Source organism: Bacillus kalamii (assembly GCF_047238185.1).
Taxonomy (GTDB): Bacteria; Bacillota; Bacilli; order Bacillales; family DSM-1321; genus Bacillus_AD.
Window position 1 is genome coordinate 909137 of record NZ_JBDFMI010000001.1, and the last position, 23739, is coordinate 932875.

Below are 23739 nucleotides of genomic sequence, written 5' to 3' on the forward strand. Positions count from 1 at the left end.
GAGGTGTATGACATGATAAAAACATATGTATATCAAGCTGATCAAGAGCAAGTGATCACCAATCTTGATATGAAGGAAGCGACAAAATATCTCTCCAATACCGAAAACCTGGTGTGGATTGATTTATATGATGTTGGCAATCATGAACTATATCAAATAGCCAATCTATTCGATTTTCACCATTTGGCTATTGAGGATTGCCTACATGACAGCCCTAGAGCGAAGGTGGATAATTACGAAGATTATCAATTCTTTGTTTTTCACGCTCCGCAATATAACGAGGAAAGCGATAATGAGATCACAACGATGGAGCTGGATGTATTTTTCGGACCTAATTATGTTGTAACCATCCATAAGCATAAATTGAAGTGGCTGAGACAAATGGACATCATTTGTTCAAAGCACGCTAAATACATGAATAAAGGCGCGGACTTTTTGCTATATACGCTTATAGATGGAATAACGGATGAATATTTCCCCATCCTTGACCGCATCAGCATGCGGATCGATGAGTTGGAGGATGAAATATATGATGAAGGGGTCCGCGGTGTGACGGAGGAATTCCTTGCCCTAAAGAGAACCATTATCTTAATCCGGAAAATTATCCTGCCCCAGCGCAGAATATTCCTTACAGTCGACGGAAAATGGAAGTTTGCGATCCAGGAAGAAAATGTGCCGTTTTATTCGGACTTGATCGACCATCTGGAGCGGATTGTCGATTCGACGGAAACGTACCGGGATTTAGTGAATAGTGCACTCGATACGTACTATTCCATCATTAATGCCAAGTCGTCGGAAAAATTGAATGTACTGACGTTGATTTCTACAATCATGCTGCCTTTGACATTCGTGACTGGATTTTTCGGAATGAATGTACCGCTTCCGTACCAGCATTCGCCTTACACAACGGTTGTTATATTGGTTTCATTGATTATATTGACAATCGGAATGTGGCGTTATTTTAAAAAGAAACAATTATTATAAAAGGTAAGCAAGATGGGTTAAGGTAAAATATGGTATGATATAAAGAAGCTGCAATGGCAGGGTATGGCGCGGCGGCCCCTTTTTTAATTCCCTATAGGGACGGAAAGGGGGTGTAGCCTATGTATATTACGACAGATATACTGAGTGTTATTATTGCGTTCGCGTCCTTAGTCGTGGCAATTATCGTTGCTTGCAAAAAAGACTAAGCCCCACCCTAGCCAGGTAAAGGAAGCTTAGCCTTGTCTTTGCCGCCGCGATCTTGCTTTGCGGTTGCAGCTATATACAGAGGGGAGATGCGACCAACATCTTTCCCTCTTTTTTATATGCCTTCTTACTATTTATAGTATACCCGTTATCAGAAAATGACAATCCTAATTTTGGGATTTAGAGCATCTTTGTGGAGCATCCTGTGCGGATTTTAAGCCGAGCGGGACGTTTTTTCGCGCATACACACTTAAAAATAGGCCAATCATAATCGAATTCAGCATGGTCGGCAATGTCCCGTATGAAACGAAGGGCAGTGAGTACCCGGCATATGGGAAGATGCCGAAGACCATACCGACGTTAAAAATCAGCTGGAAGCCGTAGATGCTGACTCCGCCGATGATAAGTAGCCGGCCGAAGGCGTCATTAACATGTGGCACCATAAGCAATACGCGGATGAGGAGGAATCCTAGTGTAAGTAGTATAATCCCCGAAAAAATCCAACCGAGCGAATAGGTCAGTGTAACGAAAATAAAGTCGGTGTGGGCCTCTGGTAAAATTATGTGGCTGTCAGCCAGTGATTGTGGATGCCATTTGGCATTCTCCAATAACTTTTTTACTTGGATGGATATATAGCTAGAAGCTGTACCAGGATTATTCCTGATTGGCATAAGTGACATTAAACGTGCATAGCGATATTCATTCCAAGTAGATGAAATAAACATGAAAAAAGTTCCGAGCCACAATCCAACAATTGCCGCAGTTCGCTTCCAAGTATGTCTTCCCTCATACATATACATGGCAATTAGCATTAAGATATACATCATGATGGTAGGAATAGGAGAGACAACAATAAATAAAAATGATGAAACTCCAACAAATACTATTAATTTCCATGCTTTTCGTTTGGGTGAATCAAGCAATAATGCCCAAGAGATTAGATAGAAAACTATAAAAAGCGAGGAGTCAACGGAAACGGAAAAGATTCTTAAACTCTTATATCCATTGATTACAACCGCTAGTGGATATGGGGCTATGGTATATAATAATAAACCAAACGTTCCCAACGCGTAAAAAATCAATCCCATCTTTTTACCAGATTTTTTCCATAAACGATAATTGAATTTAAATAGACAATAGACAACAAAAATGCTTAAGAGCGTACCGAAGATTTTCATCGGCCAACTTAAATTCATCGGCCAACTTAAATAACTATGAGTTTGTGTTGTCATAACATACATCGCAATCATACCGATCATTAGGGCGCAAGCAAAACCCAAAACCAATATCCAGTCAACTTTAGGCTTGTATACTTTATTGAATTGCTTGCTTAGCTTAAGGGGGCTGCCCATTTGCTTGACCGCCATCAGTTCAGCTTCCTCGTTTGAATGCCCCTTCTTTTCCAGTGTTCGGGCTATGCTCTCGATATGCTGGTCCAGCTCTTTTTGGACCGAAGCTCTTGTTTCCTTCATTTTGATATTGGCGGTTACCTGTTCCAAAAATTGGTTTCGAATGCTCATCTTGCCCCTCCCAATAGTGCCTGCAGAGTCAAGGAGACAGTTGAAGTATTTTTCTCCATTGCTTGCAGCGTTTTAGCCCCTTTTGACGTTAAGCGATAATATTTTTGTTCTTCCTCGTTCCACGAACTTGCCAGAAATCCTTCTTTTTCCAGTTGGTGGAGCATTGTATATAGAAACCCCTCTTGATGATCGAACTTGGTGATGCCCCTCGAGCGCAATAAACCCATTAATTCAACTCCGGTCCTTGCTTCTGTGAGCAGTTGTAATGTATGTGCAAGTGTGTTTTCTTTTTTGATTTCATTGAACACAGCGGATTTATGGGCAGATGTGAATTGAAGTTGCTGTTTCCCGGCTTTTTTCATCGTTTTTCCTAAAGCACGAAGTTTATCTTCCATCATACAATCCCTCCAGCTCTTTTCGTAGTAATTGCTTCGCACGCCGCAATCTTGTTTTGATGGTGTTTTCCTTTACCTTGATGATCTGTCCAATTTCCTTTAATGTAAGTTCCTCGAAATAATGAAGATAGATGATTTCACGAAATTTAAGGGGAAGCTGATAGACTGCTTTCGCCAAAACTTGCTCATCCTCGTTATCCATAACCATTTTTTCAATGTTGACAGTGGATGAACCTGCCACATCTGCTATTTTTTCATTAATTGAGACTTTACGGTGATACCAGGATTTTAAATAATCCTTGCAATGGTTGATGGCGATTCGCCACAGCCACGTTTTTAGCTTCGCTTGGCCATTATAGGTATGGAGCGAACGGTAGCATTTTACGAAGATTTCCTGTGTCAGGTCCTCGGCGAGCGCAGTATCCCTGACATAAGAATAGACTAGCTCCAATATGGACTGCCCGTACAAATCCATGATTTCCCCGAGCATTTCTTCATGCCCGAGGGATTCAATTCCCTCTGAGAAGTATTCTTCCACGCTGTTGCCTCCTTTTGTTCTATGTATTAGACGACTTGATGCCTATTGGGGTTTTAAAAAAATGAAAAGTGAATCTATTTATTCTAACTCTAGGGAAACGAAATAGGGTCTAAAAAGTTCTAAATATATTGAATTTAAAATTCTAAAAATGTAGAATGTAGAAAAGGAGGTATATTATGGAAGTGAATTATGTCCCCGAACAGCCTGAAACAGTTTCTGTACAAGTTGTCTCATCGCCTTTATGGGAAGTGATTTTAGGGATTGCCGGATACACATACCGTGAATTGCGCCATACATTTGATCAAGATGCTGAATGGAGGAAGGATAGCGGCAGTATGCCAGTTCAATTAAAAGAAATAATAACCAGCATCCAAGAAACCAACCTATGGCATGCATTGATCATGCTGCAGAATGAAGTCGAAGCAAAAACGTCTGTGCAATTCATTGAAAACGTAAGCCTGATTCCTAAACGGCGGTTTTATGATATTTTATTGCCGTATAAAAACCGGAGTTCAGAAAAAGACCGCATTGATTTGCTTGGAAACATGGATAACCAAGCTGCTATCGATGCCTATTGCGGGCTATTCGAAGGGCATCCGTATTTAAGCGGATATATTCGAGAAATAGCGGCAAAGCCATATAACGAGCTTTTGTCCTTGCTGGCAGCGGCTGTCAGTGAATATGAACAGTGGGTTTCAAATAAGGTTGGATGGAATGAGATTGTGGGAATGCTGGATTTTGAGCAAAAACTATATAACCGCACGGAATTTCGACATCCTATAGAAGATATTGAACGGATTACCGGGGGTGTCCGCTATTTTCCTGAACCATCCATATGGAATATCAAACTGATTCCGCATATAGCTTACCGTCCATGGGTACTGGAAAAGAGAACCGCTGATACAAAGCTTTTCTTTTATCCGTTGAAGGATGACTATTTTTTGAAGCCGGGAGACCCGCCGAAAGAATTGGTGAGAGGGTTTAAATCATTAGGGGACGAATTGCGGCTGAAACTGGTTTACGAGCTGCAAAAGGGACCCATTTCTCTCCAAGATTTAAGTGCGGCCATGCAAATGTCAAAGACGACCCTTCATCATCAGCTTTCTTTATTGAAGGCAGCCAAATTCGTTAAAGCGGAAAAGGGCATCTATCAACTGCGGATGGATTCAATCATTCATTTACAGGGTAAGCTGTTGCATTTTTTAGGAATAGACTAATGGGAAGGCTCTCAAAGGCTTTCTATGCCCTTTTAATGGGAGAAACACTTTCTGAACTGGCCGGTGCAGCAGGAGGGTTGGTCAATGGCCTTCTTTTATATGAAGCTACTGGTTCGAGAGAGTGGATCGGTATTATGTGGATTGTTTATTATGTTCCATCGTTGATTCTACAGGGAATGAGCTCTCCTTTTTTGAACGGGGCCAGAAAGGAAATCGTGCTTCCGTCTATCCAGCTGCTACGGTCGTTCCTCTATTTGTTTCCGCTGCTGGCGGTTATATTCGAAGGCACGTTTAGTCTCATTGCAAGCTTGATAATCATGCAGATTATGCTTGGGCTTTTGCAGCCTATATATGCCAGTCTTTCTTTTTCGATATTGCCTGATCTTTGTGGCGAACAGCATTTGGTTAAGGCGAACGGCCTCCTTGATGCAACAATCAGGGTAATGAGCTTTATAGGCCCGGGTTTGTCAGCAGCTCTTCTCTTTGTTCTGCCATCGGAGTCTATATATGCGCTGTCATCGCTTCTATTCTTCATTAGCAGCTGTACACTTTGGACTTTGTCCAGCCGTAAACCGGGAAGGCCATCCATTTGGAAACGGTTTTCTTGGTGGCAGGAAATGAAGAAAGGATATGCGCTGTTTCTTTCTGAACGCATGCTCTTACATGTTACGCTGCTTTCTTCATGTGTCCAATTTTCTGTAGGAATGACAATCGTGCTGAATATACCATTTATAATGGATGTTTTATCAGGCGTTAAGTGGCAGTATGGCATCTTCTCGGCTTCTTTCCCTTTAGGCTATGCTATGGGCTTGATTCTTTTAAATAAAGTAAAAAAAGCCCGGAATAGTATGTACACCGGTTTAATCGGCGGAGGACTGTCTTTTCTCCTTTTGTCGGCTGTCTCATCCGTTCCGCTTTCCTGGATTTGCGAATGGGCAGGTGGACTGCTGTTTCCTCTATTTAATGCACAAAGTGCGGCGGCATTCCAAAAATATGCCCCGAGAGATCGATTGAGCCAATTGAGCTCTATTCGGCTATTTTTTATGAGAATAAGTACAATGGCAGGGATTCTCTGTGCTTCCGCCTCCAATGCTTTCATTGATGTCAGGCAAGGGTATGTATTGGCTGGTTTGTTTGTGGCACTGCCGGGCATCTATTATCTCTATAAAAATCGCTGAGGGATGGCATGCGGTGCATACCCGTAAGTCTCTATTTGCAGTGTATAACTAGTTCCGCTTCTGTATAGGCCGCTTGAGAAAAAGAAATAAATCTCGAATATTTAAAAAAGAGAAATAAAAGTTTAATATAAGAGTAAGGTTGAATTAAATAATGATAGAGATTGTCTTTTTACTTGGTAATATATTATGATATTAGAAGCTAGTCATAAAAAATTGGGAATGGGGTGTCGTACTGTGTTAAAAGTACAAGAAATTAGAGAAATCATTAAATTAATTGACGCATCAAGCATTCAAGAATTTGTATATGAACAAGAAGGAACAAAAATAGAAATGAAAAAATCAAGTGAAGTGACGTTTTTTCAACAGCCTGTTGTACAAGCAGTTCCTGCTGAAATCCCAGCAGCCCCAGCGGCTCCGGTTCAACCGATGAATGCCCAACAACCGCAAGGCCAGGCACCTTCGCAAGCAGCCGCACCAGCAAATGAGACTCCTTCAGAGCAAAACGAAAATCTACATAAAGTCATATCTCCAATGGTGGGAACATTCTATAGTTCTTCGTCTCCTGAAGCTGCTGCATTTGTCAGCAAAGGATCGAAGGTATCTGAAGACGATGTCGTTTGCATCGTGGAAGCAATGAAGCTCTTCAACGAAATCACTGCCGAAGTTAATGGGGAAATTGTTGAGATTCTGGTGAAAGACGGCCAACTGGTAGAGTATGGTCAGCCATTATTCTTAGTAAAAGCCGAATAAGGAGCTGGAGCATATGATTAAAAAGCTATTGATTGCAAACAGAGGAGAAATTGCTGTCCGGATTATCCGTGCGTGTAAAGAAATGGGCATCGAAACGGTTGCTGTGTATTCAGAGGGCGACCGTGAAGCGTTGCATGTCCAATTGGCGGACGAGTCCTATTGCATAGGGCCAATTCTCTCAAAAGACAGTTACCTGAATACAATGAATATCATCAGTACGGCAAAGCTTACTGGATGCGACAGCATTCACCCTGGGTATGGGTTCTTGGCTGAAAATGCAAGTTTTGCCGAACTGTGCAGAGAGTGCAGCATTACGTTTGTAGGGCCTTCTCCAGAAGCCATTAACAAGATGGGTACGAAGGACGTAGCTCGTGAAACGATGAAGGCTGCAGGAGTACCGATTGTCCCTGGTTCAGAGGGAATCATCAAAGATGAAGAGGAAGCCCTTCAGCTGGCTGGCCAGATCGGTTATCCGGTCATCATTAAAGCGACTGCAGGCGGCGGGGGGAAAGGCATCCGTGTTGCCCGCGATGCAGATAGTTTAGTCAAGGGCATCCGTATAACCCAGCAGGAAGCTTTGACTGCGTTCGGAAATCCGGGCGTCTATCTTGAAAAATACATTGAAGATTTCCGCCATGTTGAAATCCAGGTTCTTGCTGATAATCACGGCAATGCCATCCATTTGGGCGAACGCGACTGCTCGATCCAAAGAAGATTGCAAAAATTGCTTGAGGAAACGCCATCTCCTGTCATTGATGAAGAGCTTCGCCTAAAAATGGGCGATGCCGCGGTGAAGGCAGCTTTAGCTGTTGATTATTCAGGTGCTGGTACGGTAGAATTTATCTTCGATTACCATAAAAAGCAATTTTATTTCATGGAAATGAATACCCGAATCCAAGTGGAGCATCCTGTTACTGAGATGGTAACGGGCGTTGACTTAATTAAAGAGCAAATTCGTGTTGCATCCGGAGAGAAACTCTGTTTAACTCAAGATGAGGTTGAATTTAACGGATGGTCGATTGAATGCCGTGTGAATGCAGAAAATCCTTATAAGGACTTTATGCCTTCAGCAGGGAAAATCGAAATGTACCTTCCGCCGGGCGGCCTCGGTGTCCGAGTTGATTCCGCCGCTTATCCCGGCTATACGATTCCGCCTTTTTATGATAGTATGATTGCAAAAGTCATTACCTATGGCAAAACACGCCAGGAGGCAATCGACCGAATGAAAAGAGCATTGAACGAATTTGTAATCGAAGGTATTCATACAACGATTCCGTTTCACCTAAAATTACTGCAAAACGAAGATTTTGTAAGTGGAAACTTTAATACAAAGTTCCTCGAAACTCATCATATTATGAGTGAGGAATGAGTAGTATAAATGGAGGTGTTTTGAATGGTTGAGCAAAACAATATGTTAGAAATGGCACAAACCAGCAATTCTTTGGGGAAAGTAGAAATCGCACCTGAGGTTATCGAGGTGATTGCAGGCATCGCTGCTTCTGAAGTAGATGGAATTGCCCAAATGAGAGGCAATTTTGCAACTGGAGTTGTCGAGAAATTAGGCAAGAAAAACCACGGAAAAGGCGTGAAAGTAGAACTTTCCGAAGATGGTGTAAAGGTTGAAATTTACTGTATGGTCAAGTTCGGCGTTTCCATTCCGAAGGTGGCGCAGGAAGTACAGGACAATATCCGCCAGGCTTTGCTAAATATGACTGCGATAGAAGCTGAAGAAGTGAACATCCATGTCGTAGGCGTTGTCTTTGATAATGCCAAAGCAGAACCTGAAGTAATGCAAGAAATGTAATTGGCTGTTTAGCCCGGATTCATCAGGGATGTATATACGGCTTGATATAGGAATAAAACCCACTGTTCTGCCTCATCCGAGGAGTGCGGAGCAGGGGTTTTTTTCATTCTTTTTCCTCAACCTGCCATCCTGTTTCACAATCGAGGTGTAAAAAAGGAAAGGAAAAGGCTGAAATCCCTGTAATTGACAGATTATTTATTCAATTTCTTAATATTGTTCTAAACACTACCTTTCAATGTTCGTTTATGCTATAGTTTTTCTATAACAGTGAAACTTTGTTAAATGTGGGCATAATTCCACATTTATTGGAAGGTTCGCCATTCGGATAGAATGAGGCAGATGGCTTCCGGCATATCTTCCATCCATCTTGGGTAGCCTTGAAGCAGGAGGCTTCCGCCTCTTCTTACGGGAAATAATCAAATGCTAGGTAAAAAGAAAGCACTAAAGGAGTACGAAAATGAAACGAAGAATTGCGCGTGAAAAGGCTTTGCAAGCCCTATTTCAAATAGATTTATCAAAAAGCGATGTAGAGGATGCGATTACGGCTGTCCTTGAAGAATCCCCTAGAGACGAATATTTAGATTTCCTTGTTAAAGGAACAGTGGACAACCTTGAAAAAATTGACTCTATTATCAAAGGGAATCTGGAAAACTGGACGATCGAGCGTCTTGGCAACATAGACCGCAATTTACTGCGCCTTTCCACTTTTGAAATGTTGAAGTCGACTGAAGTGCCAGTGAATGTGGTAATGGATGAAGGCATTGAAATCGCCAAAATGTACGGTGACGACCAATCCGGCAAGTTTGTGAATGCTGTGCTTTCCAAAATTAAAGTCCAGCTGCAATTATAAAAAGAGAAGCAACATTCGGAAAGGGAGATGGGTATGACGGCAACTATTATTGATGGAACAGCCATATCGAAGAAGGTGCGGGAAGGCATTTCAGCAGAGGTGCAGCATCTGAAAGAAAAAGGGATTACACCTGGCCTTGCCGTTATTCTAGTCGGGGACAATCAGGCATCTAAGACATATGTGGCAAATAAAGAAAAAGCGTGCCGTGAACTCGGTATGCACTCTGAATTAATTGCCTTGCCTGATTCAGTAACAGAGGAAGAATTGCTGTCGAACATAACATCCTTGAACCACGCGGAGCATATTCATGGAATTCTGGTCCAATTGCCGCTTCCAGGGCATATTGACGAAACCCGGGTCCTGGATGCTATTGATCCGCAGAAGGATGTTGATGGTTTTCATCCAGTCAATATCGGCAAATTACTGACAGGCCAGGATACACTTTATCCCTGTACTCCGTCTGGGATCATGGTCATGCTTGAAGAAATCGGCTGCAATCCCGAAGGTAAACATGCAGTGGTAGTCGGCAGAAGCAACATCGTCGGGAAACCTGTCGGACAGCTCTTGTTAAACAAAAATGCCACCGTTACATATTGCCATTCAAAAACGGTAGACTTGGTTAAGTATACGAAAGATGCCGACATTCTTATTGCGGCAGTCGGTGTAAGGGATTTGATTAAGGCAGAGCATGTGAAGCAGGGCGCTGTAGTCATTGATGTAGGCATGAACCGCAATGATGAGGGAAAGTTATGCGGCGACGTCGCTTTCGCTGAGGTGAAGGAGAAAGCATCCTACATTACCCCTGTTCCGAAAGGGGTCGGCCCTATGACCATCACAATGCTTATGTACAATACAGTTAAGGCTGCCAAAATGATTCATTCCATCCTATAATAGTTGAAGGGTGCCGCTCTAAAAGAATAAACACTTAAAGAAAGCTGTCATTTTGTTTATAATAGCAATATGACAGTTTTTTTGTTGCAATAATCGTTTACATAAAAATACCGAAAAATAAAGGAATCGTAAACAAGTGTTAAGAAGGGGATTTATATGTCGATTGAAAAATATATAACCGTGACAGCTTTAACTAAATATATCAAGCGGAAATTTGATTATGATCCCCATCTTCGAGATATATACATCAAAGGTGAGATATCGAATTATAAGCGGCATTCCAGCGGCCATATGTACTTTACGCTGAAGGATGACAAGGCCCGCCTTTCTGCGATTATGTTTGCCAAAAGCAACGCTTCTCTTCGCTTCGTGCCGGAAAATGGGATGAAAGTGATTGTGCGCGGCGAGGTGTCTGTTTTTGAACAGAGCGGCAATTATCAGGTATATGTTCGTGAGATGCATCCGGATGGAGTCGGTGACCTTTTTATTGCGTTTCAGCAATTGAAGGAAAGGCTTGAGAAAGAAGGGTATTTTTCCCCTGCACACAAAAAGCCTCTCCCCCATCATCCATCGACCATCGGTGTGATCACTTCACCAACAGGCGCTGCTGTGCGGGACATTATCATTACGTTAAAACGGCGTTATCCAATGGGGAAGGTACTCTTGTACCCTGCTCTTGTACAGGGGCCGAATGCACCTGACTCCATTGTGGACAGCATTCGAAGGGCAAATGAAAATGAAGAAATAGACGTGCTGATTGTAGGACGGGGAGGGGGGTCCATCGAAGAGCTATGGGCATTCAATGAAGAAAAGACGGCCCGGGCCATTTATGATTCCCGTATTCCCATCATTTCGGCAGTGGGCCATGAAACAGATACGACCATCGCCGATTTTGTCGCGGATGTACGTGCGGCCACGCCGACAGCTGCTGCTGAATTGGCTGTTCCAAATATATTGGAGTTGAAAAGAGCGCTCGATGCGCATGTCTCCAAATTGAGCACTCTCCTTTCGCATATTGTTCAGCAAAGAAAAATGTTATTGCAAAGATTGGTTCAATCATATGCCTTCCGCTATCCTGAGAAAATGTACCAGCAGAAGGCGGAACAATTGGACCACCTATTTGAAAGGCTGCAAAAGGAGAGCCAGCGATACTTCAGCAAAAAAGATGACCAGCTTCAAAGAGCTGTCAAAAGAATAGGCATGTTCCATCCTAACCAGCAATTAGAAGAACAAAGAGAACGGTTGAATATGTTCAGCCGAAGGATGTATAGAGCCATGAAATCAACCATCCATGCCAAAGACCAGGCCTTCAGAGGCTCGGTAAGCAAGCTCCAGGTACTCAGTCCATTGAATATCATGGAAAGAGGTTACAGCATAGCTTTTAATAAAGAGGAACATGTCATAAAGAGCAAGACGCAGGTTAAACAAGGCGACTCTATAAAAGTTGTCCTGAAGGACGGGCAAATGATCTGTGAAGTAAAAGATTTGAAGGAGAGTGAATTTAATGGCTAAGAAGGATGAAATTTCATTTGAGGAAGCAATGGAGCAGTTGGAACACATCGTTGAACTGCTTGAAGAAGGGGATGTACCCTTAGAAGAGGCAATTAATATTTATAAAAGGGGCATTGATCTTTCGAAAATCTGCAACGGCAAATTGCAGTCTGCACAGGAACAACTCGTCCAAATTGTCGATGAGAATGGTGAACTCAAGCCGTTTCAATTGAAAGAGGAGGAGTAGTCACCGATGAATAAACTTCCGTTCGATCAGTTTATGCAACAGCAAAAAGAAAAAGTGGAGCACGCTTTGCTTCAGGAAGTCGAGCGAATTCATGCACCATCCGTATTAAAAGGAGCGATGAGTTATTCGTTAAGGGCAGGAGGCAAAAGAATCCGGCCGTTACTTGTGTTTGCGGTGCTGGATGCTTTCAGGGGAAATATGGACATCGGTATGAAGGCTGCTTGTGCGATTGAAATGATCCATACCTATTCGCTAATCCATGATGACCTGCCCAGTATGGACAATGATGATACGAGAAGAGGGAAGCCGACAAACCATATCGTCTTCGGCGAAGCAAATGCAATCCTTGCGGGTGACGCTCTTCTGACGTATAGCTTTACATTGCTTACTGAAAAGGTATATAAAGATGTTAAACCAGAACAATTGCTTGAGTTGATTGCGGTTATCTCTTCTTGTGCTGGGGCAGAAGGCATGGTAGGCGGACAAACTGCCGATATGGAAGCCGAAGGGAAAGCTGTTTCGCTAGAAGAGTTGGAGTATATCCATGAGCATAAAACCGGCCGCCTTTTGACTGCCAGCGTTTTAGCCGGTGCCATTCTTGGCGGTGCCACCACCGATGAAAAGAAAGAGCTGGAAAGATTTTCGCATCATTTGGGCCTTGCTTTTCAAATCCGTGATGACATCCTTGATATTGAGGGCAGCGAAGAAGAAATAGGCAAACCTGTCGGAAGTGATGTAACGAATGGAAAGAATACATATCCGGCCTTGTTGACTTTAGAGGGAGCCAAGGCTAAGCTTCAGGAGGAAATCCAACAAGCAATATCCGTTTTAGGAAAGCTTGATATGATGGAGGGCTATCTGTTCGATATTACCAAGCTTGTGGCATATAGAAATAAGTAATCTCCTATTTTCTAAGCTACTGAATTTGTAGTGAAGATGGATTTATGGTATATTGACGTATAATACAATGACTCTTGGAAGCGTTATGAAAACGCATGGAAATAGGATGGAAAATCGTTTTACTACTGGTGATGATCAGAAAAAGCAAGCCGTTATCACATGAGTGTTAACGGCTTTTTGTAAAGAAATCAACGGACGAATCCGATAGAAAGTGAGTGATCCTGTTGGATCTTCTAGCGATAAAGGACCCTTCCTTTTTAAAAAACTTGAATAAACAGGAATTGGAATCTCTGAGCCAAGAAATCAGGGAATTTCTTATTCAAAAATTATCAGTCACGGGAGGACATATCGGCCCTAACCTGGGCGTAGTGGAATTGACCATTGCGCTGCATAGGGAATTTAACAGCCCTCAGGATAAATTCCTTTGGGATGTAGGCCACCAATCATATGTCCATAAAATTCTGACCGGCAGAGCCGGCCAATTTGATACGCTTAGACAATACAAGGGCTTATGCGGTTTTCCTAAAATGGCGGAAAGCGAACATGATGTCTGGGAAACAGGGCACAGTTCAACTTCCCTTTCTGCAGCTATGGGGATGGCGATTGCACGCGATTTGCGTAAAGAAAAAAGCCATATTGTTCCGATCATTGGAGACGGCGCTTTGACTGGCGGAATGGCATTGGAAGCATTGAACCATATCGGCCATGAAAAGAAAGATATGATCGTTGTGTTAAATGACAATGAAATGTCGATCGCCCCGAATGTCGGTGCGCTCCACAATGTACTGGCCCAACTGCGTACGGCCGGAAAGTATAACCGTGCAAAAGATGAACTTGAGTATTTGCTGAAGAAAATACCGGCAGTCGGAGGGAAATTGGCCTCAACTGCTGAAAGAGTAAAAGATAGCCTGAAATATTTGCTTGTTTCCGGTGTCTTTTTTGAAGAACTTGGCTTTACTTACCTGGGGCCTGTAGACGGACATAATTACGATGCCTTATTGGAAAATATCCGGTATGCAAAGAAAACCAAAGGTCCTGTCCTACTGCATGTGCTTACGAAAAAAGGAAAAGGCTTCACGCCTGCTGAACATGATAAAGTCGGAACCTGGCATGGGACCGGCCCATATAAAATCGATACAGGAACTATAATCAAGGCTGTCAGCAAAGCGCCGGCTTGGAGTTCTTTAGTCAGTGAGACGGTTCGCCGGCTTGCCCGCACAGATGAACGGATAGTCGCCATTACTCCGGCAATGCCTGTAGGCTCCAAATTGGAGGGATTTGCGTCTGAGTTTCCGGACCGGATGTTCGATGTCGGCATAGCCGAACAGCATGCGGCAACCGTTGCAGCCGGCTTGGCTACACAGAAAATGAAGCCGTTCCTTGCGATTTACTCAACGTTCCTGCAAAGGGCTTATGATCAGGTAGTCCATGATATTTGCCGTCCGAACCTGAATGTATTCATCGGCATAGACCGTGCGGGCCTAGTAGGTGCAGATGGTGAAACCCATCAGGGTGTCTTTGATATTTCTTTCCTCCGCAGTTTACCGAATATGGTATTAATGATGCCGAAGGATGAAAATGAAGGACAGCATATGGTTAATACAGCGATTGACTATAATGATGGTCCAATTGCGATGCGTTATCCGAGAGGCAACGGCCTTGGCGTTAAGATGGATGAAGAATTAAAATCAATCCCTATCGGGAGCTGGGAAGTGCTGCGCCCTGGCCATGATGCTGCCATACTTACGTTCGGGACAACAATTCCGATGGCGCTTGAAGCAGCAGAAACGCTGGAGAAGCAGGGTATTTCAGTCCGCGTTGTGAATGCAAGATTCATAAAGCCAATGGATGAAGCGATGCTGCATGATTTACTGAAAATGAATATGCCGATATTGACGATTGAAGAAGCAATCCTTCAAGGAGGATTCGGAAGTGCAGTCCTTGAATTTGCGCATGATCATGGCTACCAGTCAGCGGTAATAGATCGAATGGGCATCCCGGATCATTTCATAGAGCACGGCAATGTGGATAAGCTGTTGGAAGAAATTTCATTGACGGCTGACCAGGCTGTTAGTAACATCAAGAAAATAACACCTCAAAAACAAAAAAGGGCATAAGTATGAAAATAAATAAAGAACGAATAGATGTATTGCTTGTAGAACAAGGATTAGCGGAAACGAGAGAAAAAGCAAAACGTGCCGTTATGGCGGGGCTTGTATATGCCAATGAAGAACGTCTCGATAAACCAGGTGAAAAAATACCTGCCGATACCATACTGACTATAAAAGGCAAAGTGATGCCGTATGTGTCCCGTGGCGGTTTGAAGCTTGAAAAAGCCATCCAATCTTTCGGGTTGGATCTGAAGGACTGCGTCATGCTCGATATTGGGTCTTCGACAGGAGGATTTACAGATTGCGGCCTTCAAAACGGTGTAAAGATGTCATACGCGCTGGATGTCGGCTATAATCAGCTGGCTTGGAAATTAAGGCAGGATGAACGGGTAGTGGTCATGGAACGGACCAATTTCCGCTATGTGACGCCAGCTGATCTTGAAGGTGAAATGCCTAATTTCGCCAGCATCGATGTTTCATTCATTTCCTTGAAACTTATATTGCCTGTATTGAAGACTTTGCTTGTGCCGGGCAGCCATGTGGCGGCATTGATTAAACCGCAATTTGAAGCAGGCAAGGAGCAGGTTGGCAAAAAAGGGATTGTCAGAGATCCAAATGTCCATAAGCAAGTAATAGAGGACATTGTGGAATTTTCCCTTAACCTAGGCTACGACTGCATGGCACTGACCTTTTCTCCCATTACAGGAGGAGACGGCAATATTGAATTCCTGATCCATCTATACTGGGAAGGCGAGAAAGATCGGGGTGCCAATCATTCTTCCGTCAGCCCGGAAGACATTGTCGTACAAGCTCATGCACAACTGAAAAAAAAGTAATCAAAAATCCCCTAATGCGTCAGCTATAGGGGATTTTATGCATGTTGAATACAGTTGTACAGAAAAAAACTGTCGGAATTATCCTGGTATAATGGCATTGGAAGTCCTTTGCAGTAATGCTTTTTCAAACTTTACACATCAAAATTAATATATGTATAAAGTAAATAGGATGCATATTACTTACCAAGATATACATAGAATTTATATTTTTATACACATTTTTAGTAGTAAAACATGTACAAGCCATATAAAATGGTCTATGATTTGAGATATAGAAGTCTTATTCATAGTTGCATGTTTGAATAAGCCAAATTGCAGAAGCGACAGAGGTGTATTTATGAATAAAGGACAGCGCCATATTAAGATACGTGAAATTATTGCACAAAATGATGTTGAAACCCAGGATGACTTAGTGGATGAATTAAAGAATGCCGGTTTTCATGTAACACAAGCAACTATTTCTAGAGACATTAAGGAATTGCATCTTGTTAAAGTTCCATTAACAGATGGAAAATATAAATACAGTCTTCCGGCTGACCAACGCTTCAATCCTCTTCAGAAACTGAAAAGGACATTGATGGATGCGTTTGTCAGAATCGACTCGACCAGCCATCTGGTCGTCATGAAAACATTGCCTGGCAATGCGCATGCAGTAGGTGTCCTGCTTGATAATCTTGATTGGACGGAAATTATGGGTACAATATGTGGCGATGATACCTGCCTGATCATTTGCAGAACAGTAGAAGATACAGATAAGATTAAGAAGCGATTTTTAGATATGCTATAAAGGGAGAAGGGTGATTATCATTGTTAGTTGAGCTTTCCATTAAAAATTTCGCCATAATCGAGGAGTTGACTGTTTCGTTCAATAGCGGCCTTACTGTGCTAACCGGGGAAACAGGTGCAGGGAAAAGTATTATTATTGATGCGATCAACCTGATTTCCGGCGGAAGAGGATCCTCTGAATTTGTCCGTCATGGAGAAGCAAAAGCTGAACTGGAAGGCATGTTTGTCGTTAACGATGATGACCATCCCATTTATGAAAAGTCTCAGCAACTGGGAATAGATGTATCCGAAGGTACCATCATATTAAGAAGAGATATTTCGCAAAACGGGAAAAGCGTTTGCCGCATAAATGGAAAGATGGTTACAATCGGCATCCTGAGGGAAATTGGCAGTACATTGATTGACGTGCACGGCCAGCATGAACACCAGGAATTAATGGACCCCCATTTTCACTTGCCATTATTGGATCAGTTTGGCGGGGAAGAAGTCCAACAAGCCTTGGATGAATATGGGAATGTATATGAACAGTATATGACTGTCCAAAAGCAGTTCGACAGTTTGAATAAAGACGAGCGTGAAACGGTCCATCGGCTTGATTTTTTGAATTTCCAATATAATGAAATCCAAAATGCCAATTTAATTCTGCATGAAGATGAAGAATTGACGGAAGAAAAGAAAAAAATAAATAATTTCGAAAAGATTTATGAAGGACTTCAATCTGCCTACCAAGCGCTGCGTGGAGACCAAAAGGCATTGGATTGGCTTTCTGTAGCCATGAACAATATGGATGATCTCAGTGAGTTGGATGAAGACGTGAAGAAATTGTCAGAAACCATTTCTTCCAGTTATTATTTATTGGAGGAAACATCGATTTCTTTAAGGAGTTCCTTCGAAATGCTGGAGTATGATCCTGAAAGATTGAACTTGATCGAAAGCAGATTGAATGAATTGAATGTTTTAAAACGCAAATACGGAAAAACGATCGAGGAAATTCTTGAGTATTACGCGGATATCGAAGCGGAAATAGAGGCTCTTCAAAATAGGGAGACCCATTTGGCCAAATTGGAGGCTCAATTGGACAGCCTTAAGAAGGACCTCGTAGTGGAAGCTCTAAATGTATCAAACATCCGGCAAACATATGCATCAGCCCTTACAGAGGATATTATGAAGGAATTGAAAGAGCTGTATATGGAGAAAACAGTCTTTGAAGTCGAATTTTTGCAGAAACCGGTTTTAGGGACGGATATTTCTTCGCGCGATATCAAAAAGAATGGCATGGATGAAATCGAGTTCTATATCAGCACGAATCCGGGCGAGCCGCTTAAGCCTCTGGCTAAAACGGCTTCCGGCGGTGAACTCTCCCGAATTATGCTGGCACTCAAAAATATCTTTTCCAAGCATAGTGGTATTACATCCATTATTTTTGATGAAGTTGATACAGGTGTAAGCGGCAGGGTGGCGCAGGCCATCGCAGAAAAGATTTACCGGGTTTCTGTCGATTCGCAGGTGCTTTGCATATCGCATCTCCCACAGGTTGCTGCCATGGCTGATACCCACTTATTTATCGTTAAGCAAACAGTGGATGGCAGGACGAGAACAAGCCTTCACCCACTGAATTATGATGATAAGGTTAAAGAAATTGCCCGGATGATATCGGGAGTGGAAATAACAAGCATTACTAAAAACCATGCTGAAGAATTATTGCTCCAGGCTGAAAAACTAAAGGGAACATAAGAATGTAAAGCTATCCAATTAAGGATAGCTTTTATTTTAGGCAAATGTTATAAATGCCTCTATCTAAGGCAACATTAAACATGTAGCCATTTAACGAAAAAGGAATTGAAACGAGGAGAGTGATGTTATTGAAGTGGAGCGCAATCAGACTGATTATAGGCACAATCCTCCTTGTTTCGTTTATAAGTATAAGCATTAGCAAACCCTTTCAGCAGTATGTCGATATTCCTAAAAAAATCACCCTATTTGAAGGCCAATCTATAGAAATACCGCGGGCATTCCCGGTCAGTGCATCCCTGGCCAGTAAAGGGAACTTGTCTATGCAAGAAAATAGTCATTCCATCATGTTGGATGGACAGAAGGCAGGCTCCAATCAGCTACTGTTGGATGTAGCGGGGTTTCCTGTCAAAAAAGTAGATGTAGAAATAGTTGATGATTTTAAAGTAATCCCTGGAGGGCAATCCATAGGGGTTAAACTGAATACTGTCGGAGTCCTGGTCGTCGGCCATCATTTAATTCAGACAACTAATGGAAAAAATTCGCCGGGAGAAGTGGCCGGCGTTAAAGTTGGAGATATAATCACGGAAATAAACGGGCATGCCATCAAAAAAATGTCCGAAGTATCACAGTACGTCCAAGAATCGGGTGAAGAAGGAAAACCGATGGATTTGGTTCTTAAGAGAGAAAACGAAACCATCAACACAAAGCTGACCCCTATGAAGGATAAAAATGAACAAATTTTTAAGCTCGGCCTGTATATCCGTGATTCGGCAGCAGGAATCGGTACGCTTACATTTTACCATCCTGACTCCAAAAAATACGGAGCTCTCGGCCACGTTATTTCGGATTCTGATACGAAAAAACCGATTGTTGTAAAAGATGGCCAAGTGGTTTCATCAACTGTTACTTCGATTGAAAAAGGAAGCAACGGAGATCCGGGAGAAAAATTAGCGCGATTCTCCAGCAATAATGAAATTATTGGTACGATTAAACGCAATAGCCCTTTTGGCATTTTTGGCTCGCTAAAAAACGAGGTTCCAAATGGAATGATGGATAAAGCGATCCCCATTACTCTTTCCCACCAGGTAAAGGAAGGTCCAGCCCAGATTCTTACTGTAGTGGATGGGACCAAGGTGGAGAAATTTGATATTGAAATTCTAAGTACGATCCCTCAAAAATTTCCTGCCATTAAGGGAATGGTATTAAAGGTCACTGATAAAAGGCTATTGAAGAAAACCGGCGGGATTGTCCAAGGCATGAGCGGAAGCCCTATTATCCAGGATGGGAAACTCATCGGCGCTGTAACCCACGTGTTTGTCAATGATCCGACCAGCGGATACGGTGTCCATATAGAATGGATGCTCCATGAAGCCGGAATTGATATATATAAGAAAAACCACTCCGGAAGGAAAGCAAGTTAGCAAGGCTGGACCCAGCCTTGCTTTTTTATATAAAAAATACACATCCTCTAATCTGTGTTATAATATTCAAATATTGAAAACAATATGTAGATGGTGCAAATATAGTCGAAAAAACAAGGATATAAAAGAATAATCACATTTATGAAGAATAGGCGAATTAAATAAAAAAAACAAAAGGGATTCTTTTTGCTATTGTCGAAATTCAATTGAGAAGAAGTCAATAGAACTGCAATTGGAACAAGGAGGAAAACCGGGTGAAGAAAGTCAAAGTTTGTATTGTAGATGATAATAGAGAATTAGTTCGTCTTCTCGACGATTATATTTCTTCTCAGGAAGATATGGAAGTGTCAGGAGTAGCATACAATGGACAAGAATGCTTGAAAATGCTTGAAACCGTACATCCAGATGTACTTTTGCTTGATATCATCATGCCTCATCTTGATGGATTGGCCGTGTTGGAGAAAGTGCGTGACGGAAGCAGAAGCAATATGCCGAATGTCATTATGCTGACTGCATTCGGACAAGAGGATGTCACGAAGAAAGCAGTTGAACTGGGAGCGAGTTATTTTATCCTTAAACCGTTCGATATGGAACAATTAGGCGGCACCATCCGTCAAGTCAGCGGCCAATCATCTCCTGCCGCCCATAAAAACCCTTCGAATTCCAATTATCGCAGTTCATATGAGCAAAAACCGAAAAATTTGGATGCAAGCATTACAAGCATTATCCATGAAATCGGCGTCCCTGCCCATATTAAGGGTTATCTGTATTTAAGAGAAGCGATTTCAATGGTTTATAACGACATTGAGCTGTTGGGGTCGATTACGAAAGTGCTGTATCCTGATATCGCCAAAAAATACAATACGACAGCAAGCCGTGTGGAACGCGCCATCCGCCATACCATTGAGGTTGCCTGGAGTCGCGGGAACATTGAAAGCATCTCTTCTTTATTCGGCTATACCGTCTCCATGTCGAAAGCAAAGCCTACCAATTCAGAGTTCATCGCGATGGTCGCTGATAAGCTAAGACTTGAACATAAGGCTTCTTGAAAGGGCTAGGGAATCCTTGTAACGACAAGGATTCATGAGACTTTGTGAAAAAAACAACGCACTTTTAGAAAAGTACGCTGAAACGTCTATAATAAACCGACGAATTTGTTGAGGAAGTACCAACGAACTAAATCAGTTCATTGGTGCTTTTTTTGTTGTCTAAAAAGGATAGAGCGCTATTGACTGTTATATCAAAAAGGCTCCTTTTTTTAATGTATTGATAATTGGCAGAAAATCTGATGTTCAAAAACCAATCAATTAAATTAGAGATAGAAGTGAACCGCCAATCGCTCCTGTCATAACGATCATCCAAGGAGGTAACTTCCAATACACGATCATACTAAATAAAACTGCACCAAAAGCAAAATCGATGGGTTCAATAATGGCACTAGTCCATATAGGATGATAAAATGCAGATATTAATATCCCTACTACTGCAGCATTTACTCCTAATAACGCGCCATTGATTTGAGGATTTCTACGAAGACTGTCCCAAAATGGCAGTGTGCCAATAATTAAAAGGAAAGCAGGTAAGAATATTGCGATTGTAGCTGTCAAGCCTCCTATCCAACCATACATGGCTGTTCCTAAATAAGCGGAAAATGAAAATAAGGGTCCTGGAACAGCTTGGGTTGCTCCATATCCAGCAAGAAATGCCTCTTGACTAAGTAATCCAGTTGGTACAAATTCATTTTCGAGTAAGGGCAATACTACATGTCCTCCTCCGAATACAAGCGATCCCGAGCGATAGAAACTATCAAACAGAGCAACCCATGGACTGCCTGTAACCTCTCTTACAATAGGCAAAAGGAAAAGTAATCCAAAGAATAAGGATAAGCAAATGACTCCTCCTTTTTTAGTAATAGGAAATTGGGCTTTAGAGTGGATAGTTTCTTTGTTTTGATTATATAGAAGGTAACCAATAAATGCAGAAAGTAAAATTACTCCCACTTGAGTAAATACGGTTTGCCATAACAAGGTTAAAATTAATGCTAATAATGCTATTGTTTTTCTTTGTATATCAGGTGTTAACGTTTGGGCCATCCCAATAATAGCATGAGCAACGATTGCCACTGCCGCCAATTTTAAACCATGTATCCATCCAGCGTTATCAATATTAAGTCCTTGAAGGATCAATGCGAATAGAATAAGGGCAATCACTGACGGCATTGTAAATCCTAAAAATGACACTATACCGCCTACTATTCCTCCCCGGAATACTCCTATTCCGATACCGACTTGACTACTAGCAGGACCAGGTAAAAATTGACAAAGAGCTACTAAGTCAGCATACCTTTTTTCATCCATCCATTTTCTTCTTCTGATATATTCTTCATGAAAATATCCTAAATGTGCAACTGGTCCGCCAAATGAAACAAATCCTAATTTCATCGAAACCAATAAAATGTCTATTAAAGAGTGCTCAGTGCTATTCCTCTTTCTTTTGACTGTATCTATTTTCACTTATGTTCTCCCTTCTCATTAATCAGTTAATAAGATGTTTTTTGTCTTTCTTTTCTTTACGTAAGACTCATCCTCTACGGAAACACTCTCAACAAATGATATTACTATGGTTATAAATCGTTCGTCTATGTGTTTATTCAGCATTTACAAAACATTTACAATTTGTTTTATTGGTAGTAAAGGAAAGATTATGTCTTAATTGCTTTATCTAAAAAAGGGTAACCGAAAATACGAACGGAATGAGGATGGATAATAATCTCTGCGCTTGTGAATGTAACGGTTCCTGGCTTTATTTACTGTGGCATTCATGATGCTCAATGCCCATACTTTTTTTCAGAGGAAATCGCTGAATTGATCCCATCTGCAAGATGGTTTGCATTCCATGAAAACAATCATAACCCATTTATTGAAGAGCCTGAAGCGTTTAAAGGATTTGTGAGGGAAACAGCGGACCTGTGCCGAAACCAACTCCGATAAAACCGCCTGTTAATGCCAGGGGATTGCTCCCATATGTCAAAAAAATCGTGAAACGGTATGGTAAACTATACTATAATACGGTGATACTATAGTTGCAGACAATAAGGAGCATGTCCCTATGACAGTAATTGATTTTTCTTTTCTAAAACAATATTGTTCCGTTTCACTGGAAGGTGAAACGGATGTTCTATTTGAAGCGCCTGCCTTGGAGCTTACAGATCCGCAAACACTGCGGCGGATAATGGCAGAACTTGAACAGGCATACGAAGCTACGAGTCCCTTATTGCCGGTTTCAGTCTTAGGGCTATCTCTTTTCGGCTTATGCGGTGCCCATTTATATACATCCGCTTGCCATGGGCCTTCCTCGCTTTCAATGGATTTGAAGCACTATTCGTTGCAAATTGCTTTATATAATAAACAAATGCCTTATTTGGCATTGAAAATCAATCGGCTATGCTGGAGAAATGCCTCACTGCAAGAGGACTTGTCCAAGCAACTGGAAACCCATATAGCAGAACCTATTGAGATGATTTGTAGCATGGCGGGTGTCAGGACAAGCTTGGTCTATAACCAATACGGAGCAAGGATGTCCATGCTTGAGCAGGCATTCCTGCAAGGTGATTTCAAAGATAGTGTTAAACAAGCCTTCATTAACGGTGCTAACCAGCTAAAGGGCCTTCCGGGAGCTTGCTTTAAGAGAGACGCTAATCCGTTTGTGCATGCCCCTGTTTATATCCCCCACCCATTAGTGGATGGTGAACGAATGATGCTGCGCTCGTCATGCTGCATGTATGATAAACGGAAGAATGGCCAGAAGTGCTATAATTGCCCGGCTTTAACAGACGAAGCCCGCAAAAGGATCAGGGAGGAAATGCACAAATCATTATAAGTT

At 42.1% G+C, this 23739-nt stretch carries 21 protein-coding genes and 1 pseudogene; 18 read left to right on the plus strand and 4 right to left on the minus strand.

Translation table 11 applies throughout. The features are described 5' to 3' along the window. Positions 1-12: 12 nt before the first annotated feature. Complete coding sequence (corA, locus tag ABC357_RS04595; protein WP_412886368.1) at positions 13-984, plus strand: magnesium/cobalt transporter CorA; 972 nt, start codon at positions 13-15, stop codon at positions 982-984. 371 nt (positions 985-1355) lie between these two features. On the opposite strand, the gene ABC357_RS04600 is transcribed toward corA, so the two are convergent. Genes ABC357_RS04600 through ABC357_RS04610 form a run of 3 tightly spaced genes read right to left on the minus strand, consistent with a single transcriptional unit; the run spans position 1356 to position 3593 of the window. After that, positions 1356-2708 (minus strand): FtsW/RodA/SpoVE family cell cycle protein, encoded by a 1353-nt coding sequence (locus ABC357_RS04600; protein ID WP_412886369.1) that lies wholly within the window; start codon positions 2706-2708, stop codon positions 1356-1358. Then, positions 2705-3106, minus strand: a complete 402-nt coding sequence (locus ABC357_RS04605) for a PadR family transcriptional regulator (protein WP_412886370.1) — start codon at positions 3104-3106, stop codon at positions 2705-2707. Before ABC357_RS04605 ends, ABC357_RS04600 begins: the two co-directional genes overlap by 4 nt. Beyond that, positions 3093-3593 carry a sigma-70 family RNA polymerase sigma factor gene (locus ABC357_RS04610; RefSeq protein WP_412888576.1) on the minus strand — a complete coding sequence of 167 codons (501 nt, stop codon included), beginning with the start codon at positions 3591-3593 and terminating at the stop codon, positions 3093-3095. Before ABC357_RS04610 ends, ABC357_RS04605 begins: the two co-directional genes overlap by 14 nt. Before the next feature lie 224 nt (positions 3594-3817). Here ABC357_RS04610 and ABC357_RS04615 point away from each other — a divergent pair, with 224 nt between their 5' ends. The 16 genes and pseudogenes from ABC357_RS04615 (at position 3818) to spo0A (ending at position 20906) form a co-directional block, all read left to right on the plus strand. Next, positions 3818-4858 (plus strand): ArsR/SmtB family transcription factor, encoded by a 1041-nt coding sequence (locus ABC357_RS04615; RefSeq protein WP_412886371.1) that lies wholly within the window; start codon positions 3818-3820, stop codon positions 4856-4858. Then, positions 4858-6036, plus strand: a complete 1179-nt coding sequence (locus ABC357_RS04620; RefSeq protein WP_412886372.1) for an MFS transporter — start codon at positions 4858-4860, stop codon at positions 6034-6036. Before ABC357_RS04615 ends, ABC357_RS04620 begins: the two co-directional genes overlap by 1 nt. 234 nt (positions 6037-6270) lie before the next feature. Then, positions 6271-6786: an acetyl-CoA carboxylase biotin carboxyl carrier protein gene (accB, locus tag ABC357_RS04625; RefSeq protein WP_412886373.1), complete on the plus strand. Its 516-nt coding sequence runs from the start codon at positions 6271-6273 to the stop codon at positions 6784-6786. A 13-nt stretch (positions 6787-6799) separates the two neighbouring features. After that, positions 6800-8155 (plus strand): acetyl-CoA carboxylase biotin carboxylase subunit, encoded by a 1356-nt coding sequence (accC, locus tag ABC357_RS04630; RefSeq protein WP_412886374.1) that lies wholly within the window; start codon positions 6800-6802, stop codon positions 8153-8155. Positions 8156-8179: 24 nt separating this feature from the next. Next, positions 8180-8590 carry an Asp23/Gls24 family envelope stress response protein gene (locus ABC357_RS04635; RefSeq protein WP_412886375.1) on the plus strand — a complete coding sequence of 137 codons (411 nt, stop codon included), beginning with the start codon at positions 8180-8182 and terminating at the stop codon, positions 8588-8590. Positions 8591-9047: 457 nt separating this feature from the next. Beyond that, a complete protein-coding gene (gene nusB, locus ABC357_RS04640; protein ID WP_412886376.1) occupies positions 9048-9440 on the plus strand; it encodes a transcription antitermination factor NusB in 393 nt (130 codons plus the stop codon). 33 nt (positions 9441-9473) lie between these two features. After that, positions 9474-10331, plus strand: a complete 858-nt coding sequence (folD, locus tag ABC357_RS04645) for a bifunctional methylenetetrahydrofolate dehydrogenase/methenyltetrahydrofolate cyclohydrolase FolD (protein ID WP_412886377.1) — start codon at positions 9474-9476, stop codon at positions 10329-10331. 156 nt (positions 10332-10487) lie between these two features. Next, a complete protein-coding gene (gene xseA / locus ABC357_RS04650) occupies positions 10488-11843 on the plus strand; it encodes an exodeoxyribonuclease VII large subunit (protein ID WP_412886378.1) in 1356 nt (451 codons plus the stop codon). After that, positions 11836-12069 carry an exodeoxyribonuclease VII small subunit gene (gene xseB, locus ABC357_RS04655; protein WP_412886379.1) on the plus strand — a complete coding sequence of 78 codons (234 nt, stop codon included), beginning with the start codon at positions 11836-11838 and terminating at the stop codon, positions 12067-12069. The genes xseA and xseB overlap by 8 nt, the downstream gene beginning before the upstream one ends. A gap of 6 nt (positions 12070-12075) precedes the next feature. Then, a complete protein-coding gene (locus ABC357_RS04660) occupies positions 12076-12969 on the plus strand; it encodes a polyprenyl synthetase family protein (protein ID WP_412886380.1) in 894 nt (297 codons plus the stop codon). A gap of 224 nt (positions 12970-13193) precedes the next feature. After that, positions 13194-15091: pseudogene (gene dxs / locus ABC357_RS04665) on the plus strand (1-deoxy-D-xylulose-5-phosphate synthase); the annotation flags it as partial. After that, complete coding sequence (locus tag ABC357_RS04670) at positions 15089-15916, plus strand: TlyA family RNA methyltransferase (protein ID WP_412888577.1); 828 nt, start codon at positions 15089-15091, stop codon at positions 15914-15916. The pseudogene dxs and the gene ABC357_RS04670, both read left to right, overlap by 3 nt. 337 nt (positions 15917-16253) lie before the next feature. Then, the gene (gene ahrC, locus ABC357_RS04675; RefSeq protein ID WP_412886381.1) at positions 16254-16703 is read left to right on the plus strand and encodes a transcriptional regulator AhrC/ArgR; all 450 of its coding nucleotides are present in this window, start codon (positions 16254-16256) and stop codon (positions 16701-16703) included. A 20-nt stretch (positions 16704-16723) separates the two neighbouring features. Then, positions 16724-18436, plus strand: coding sequence for a DNA repair protein RecN (gene recN, locus ABC357_RS04680; protein ID WP_412886382.1), 1713 nt, complete (start codon positions 16724-16726; stop codon positions 18434-18436). Between the two features lie 122 nt (positions 18437-18558). Continuing rightward, complete coding sequence (gene spoIVB / locus ABC357_RS04685; protein ID WP_412886383.1) at positions 18559-19857, plus strand: SpoIVB peptidase; 1299 nt, start codon at positions 18559-18561, stop codon at positions 19855-19857. 254 nt (positions 19858-20111) lie between these two features. After that, complete coding sequence (gene spo0A / locus ABC357_RS04690) at positions 20112-20906, plus strand: sporulation transcription factor Spo0A (protein WP_412886384.1); 795 nt, start codon at positions 20112-20114, stop codon at positions 20904-20906. Between the two features lie 258 nt (positions 20907-21164). Here the strand turns inward: spo0A and chrA are convergent, their stop codons facing one another. Next, positions 21165-22370 carry a chromate efflux transporter gene (chrA, locus tag ABC357_RS04695; protein ID WP_412886385.1) on the minus strand — a complete coding sequence of 402 codons (1206 nt, stop codon included), beginning with the start codon at positions 22368-22370 and terminating at the stop codon, positions 21165-21167. 595 nt (positions 22371-22965) lie between these two features. Between chrA and ABC357_RS04700 the strand changes: the two genes are divergently transcribed. Then, positions 22966-23736 (plus strand): (2Fe-2S)-binding protein, encoded by a 771-nt coding sequence (locus ABC357_RS04700; RefSeq protein WP_412886386.1) that lies wholly within the window; start codon positions 22966-22968, stop codon positions 23734-23736. Positions 23737-23739 lie beyond the last annotated feature (3 nt).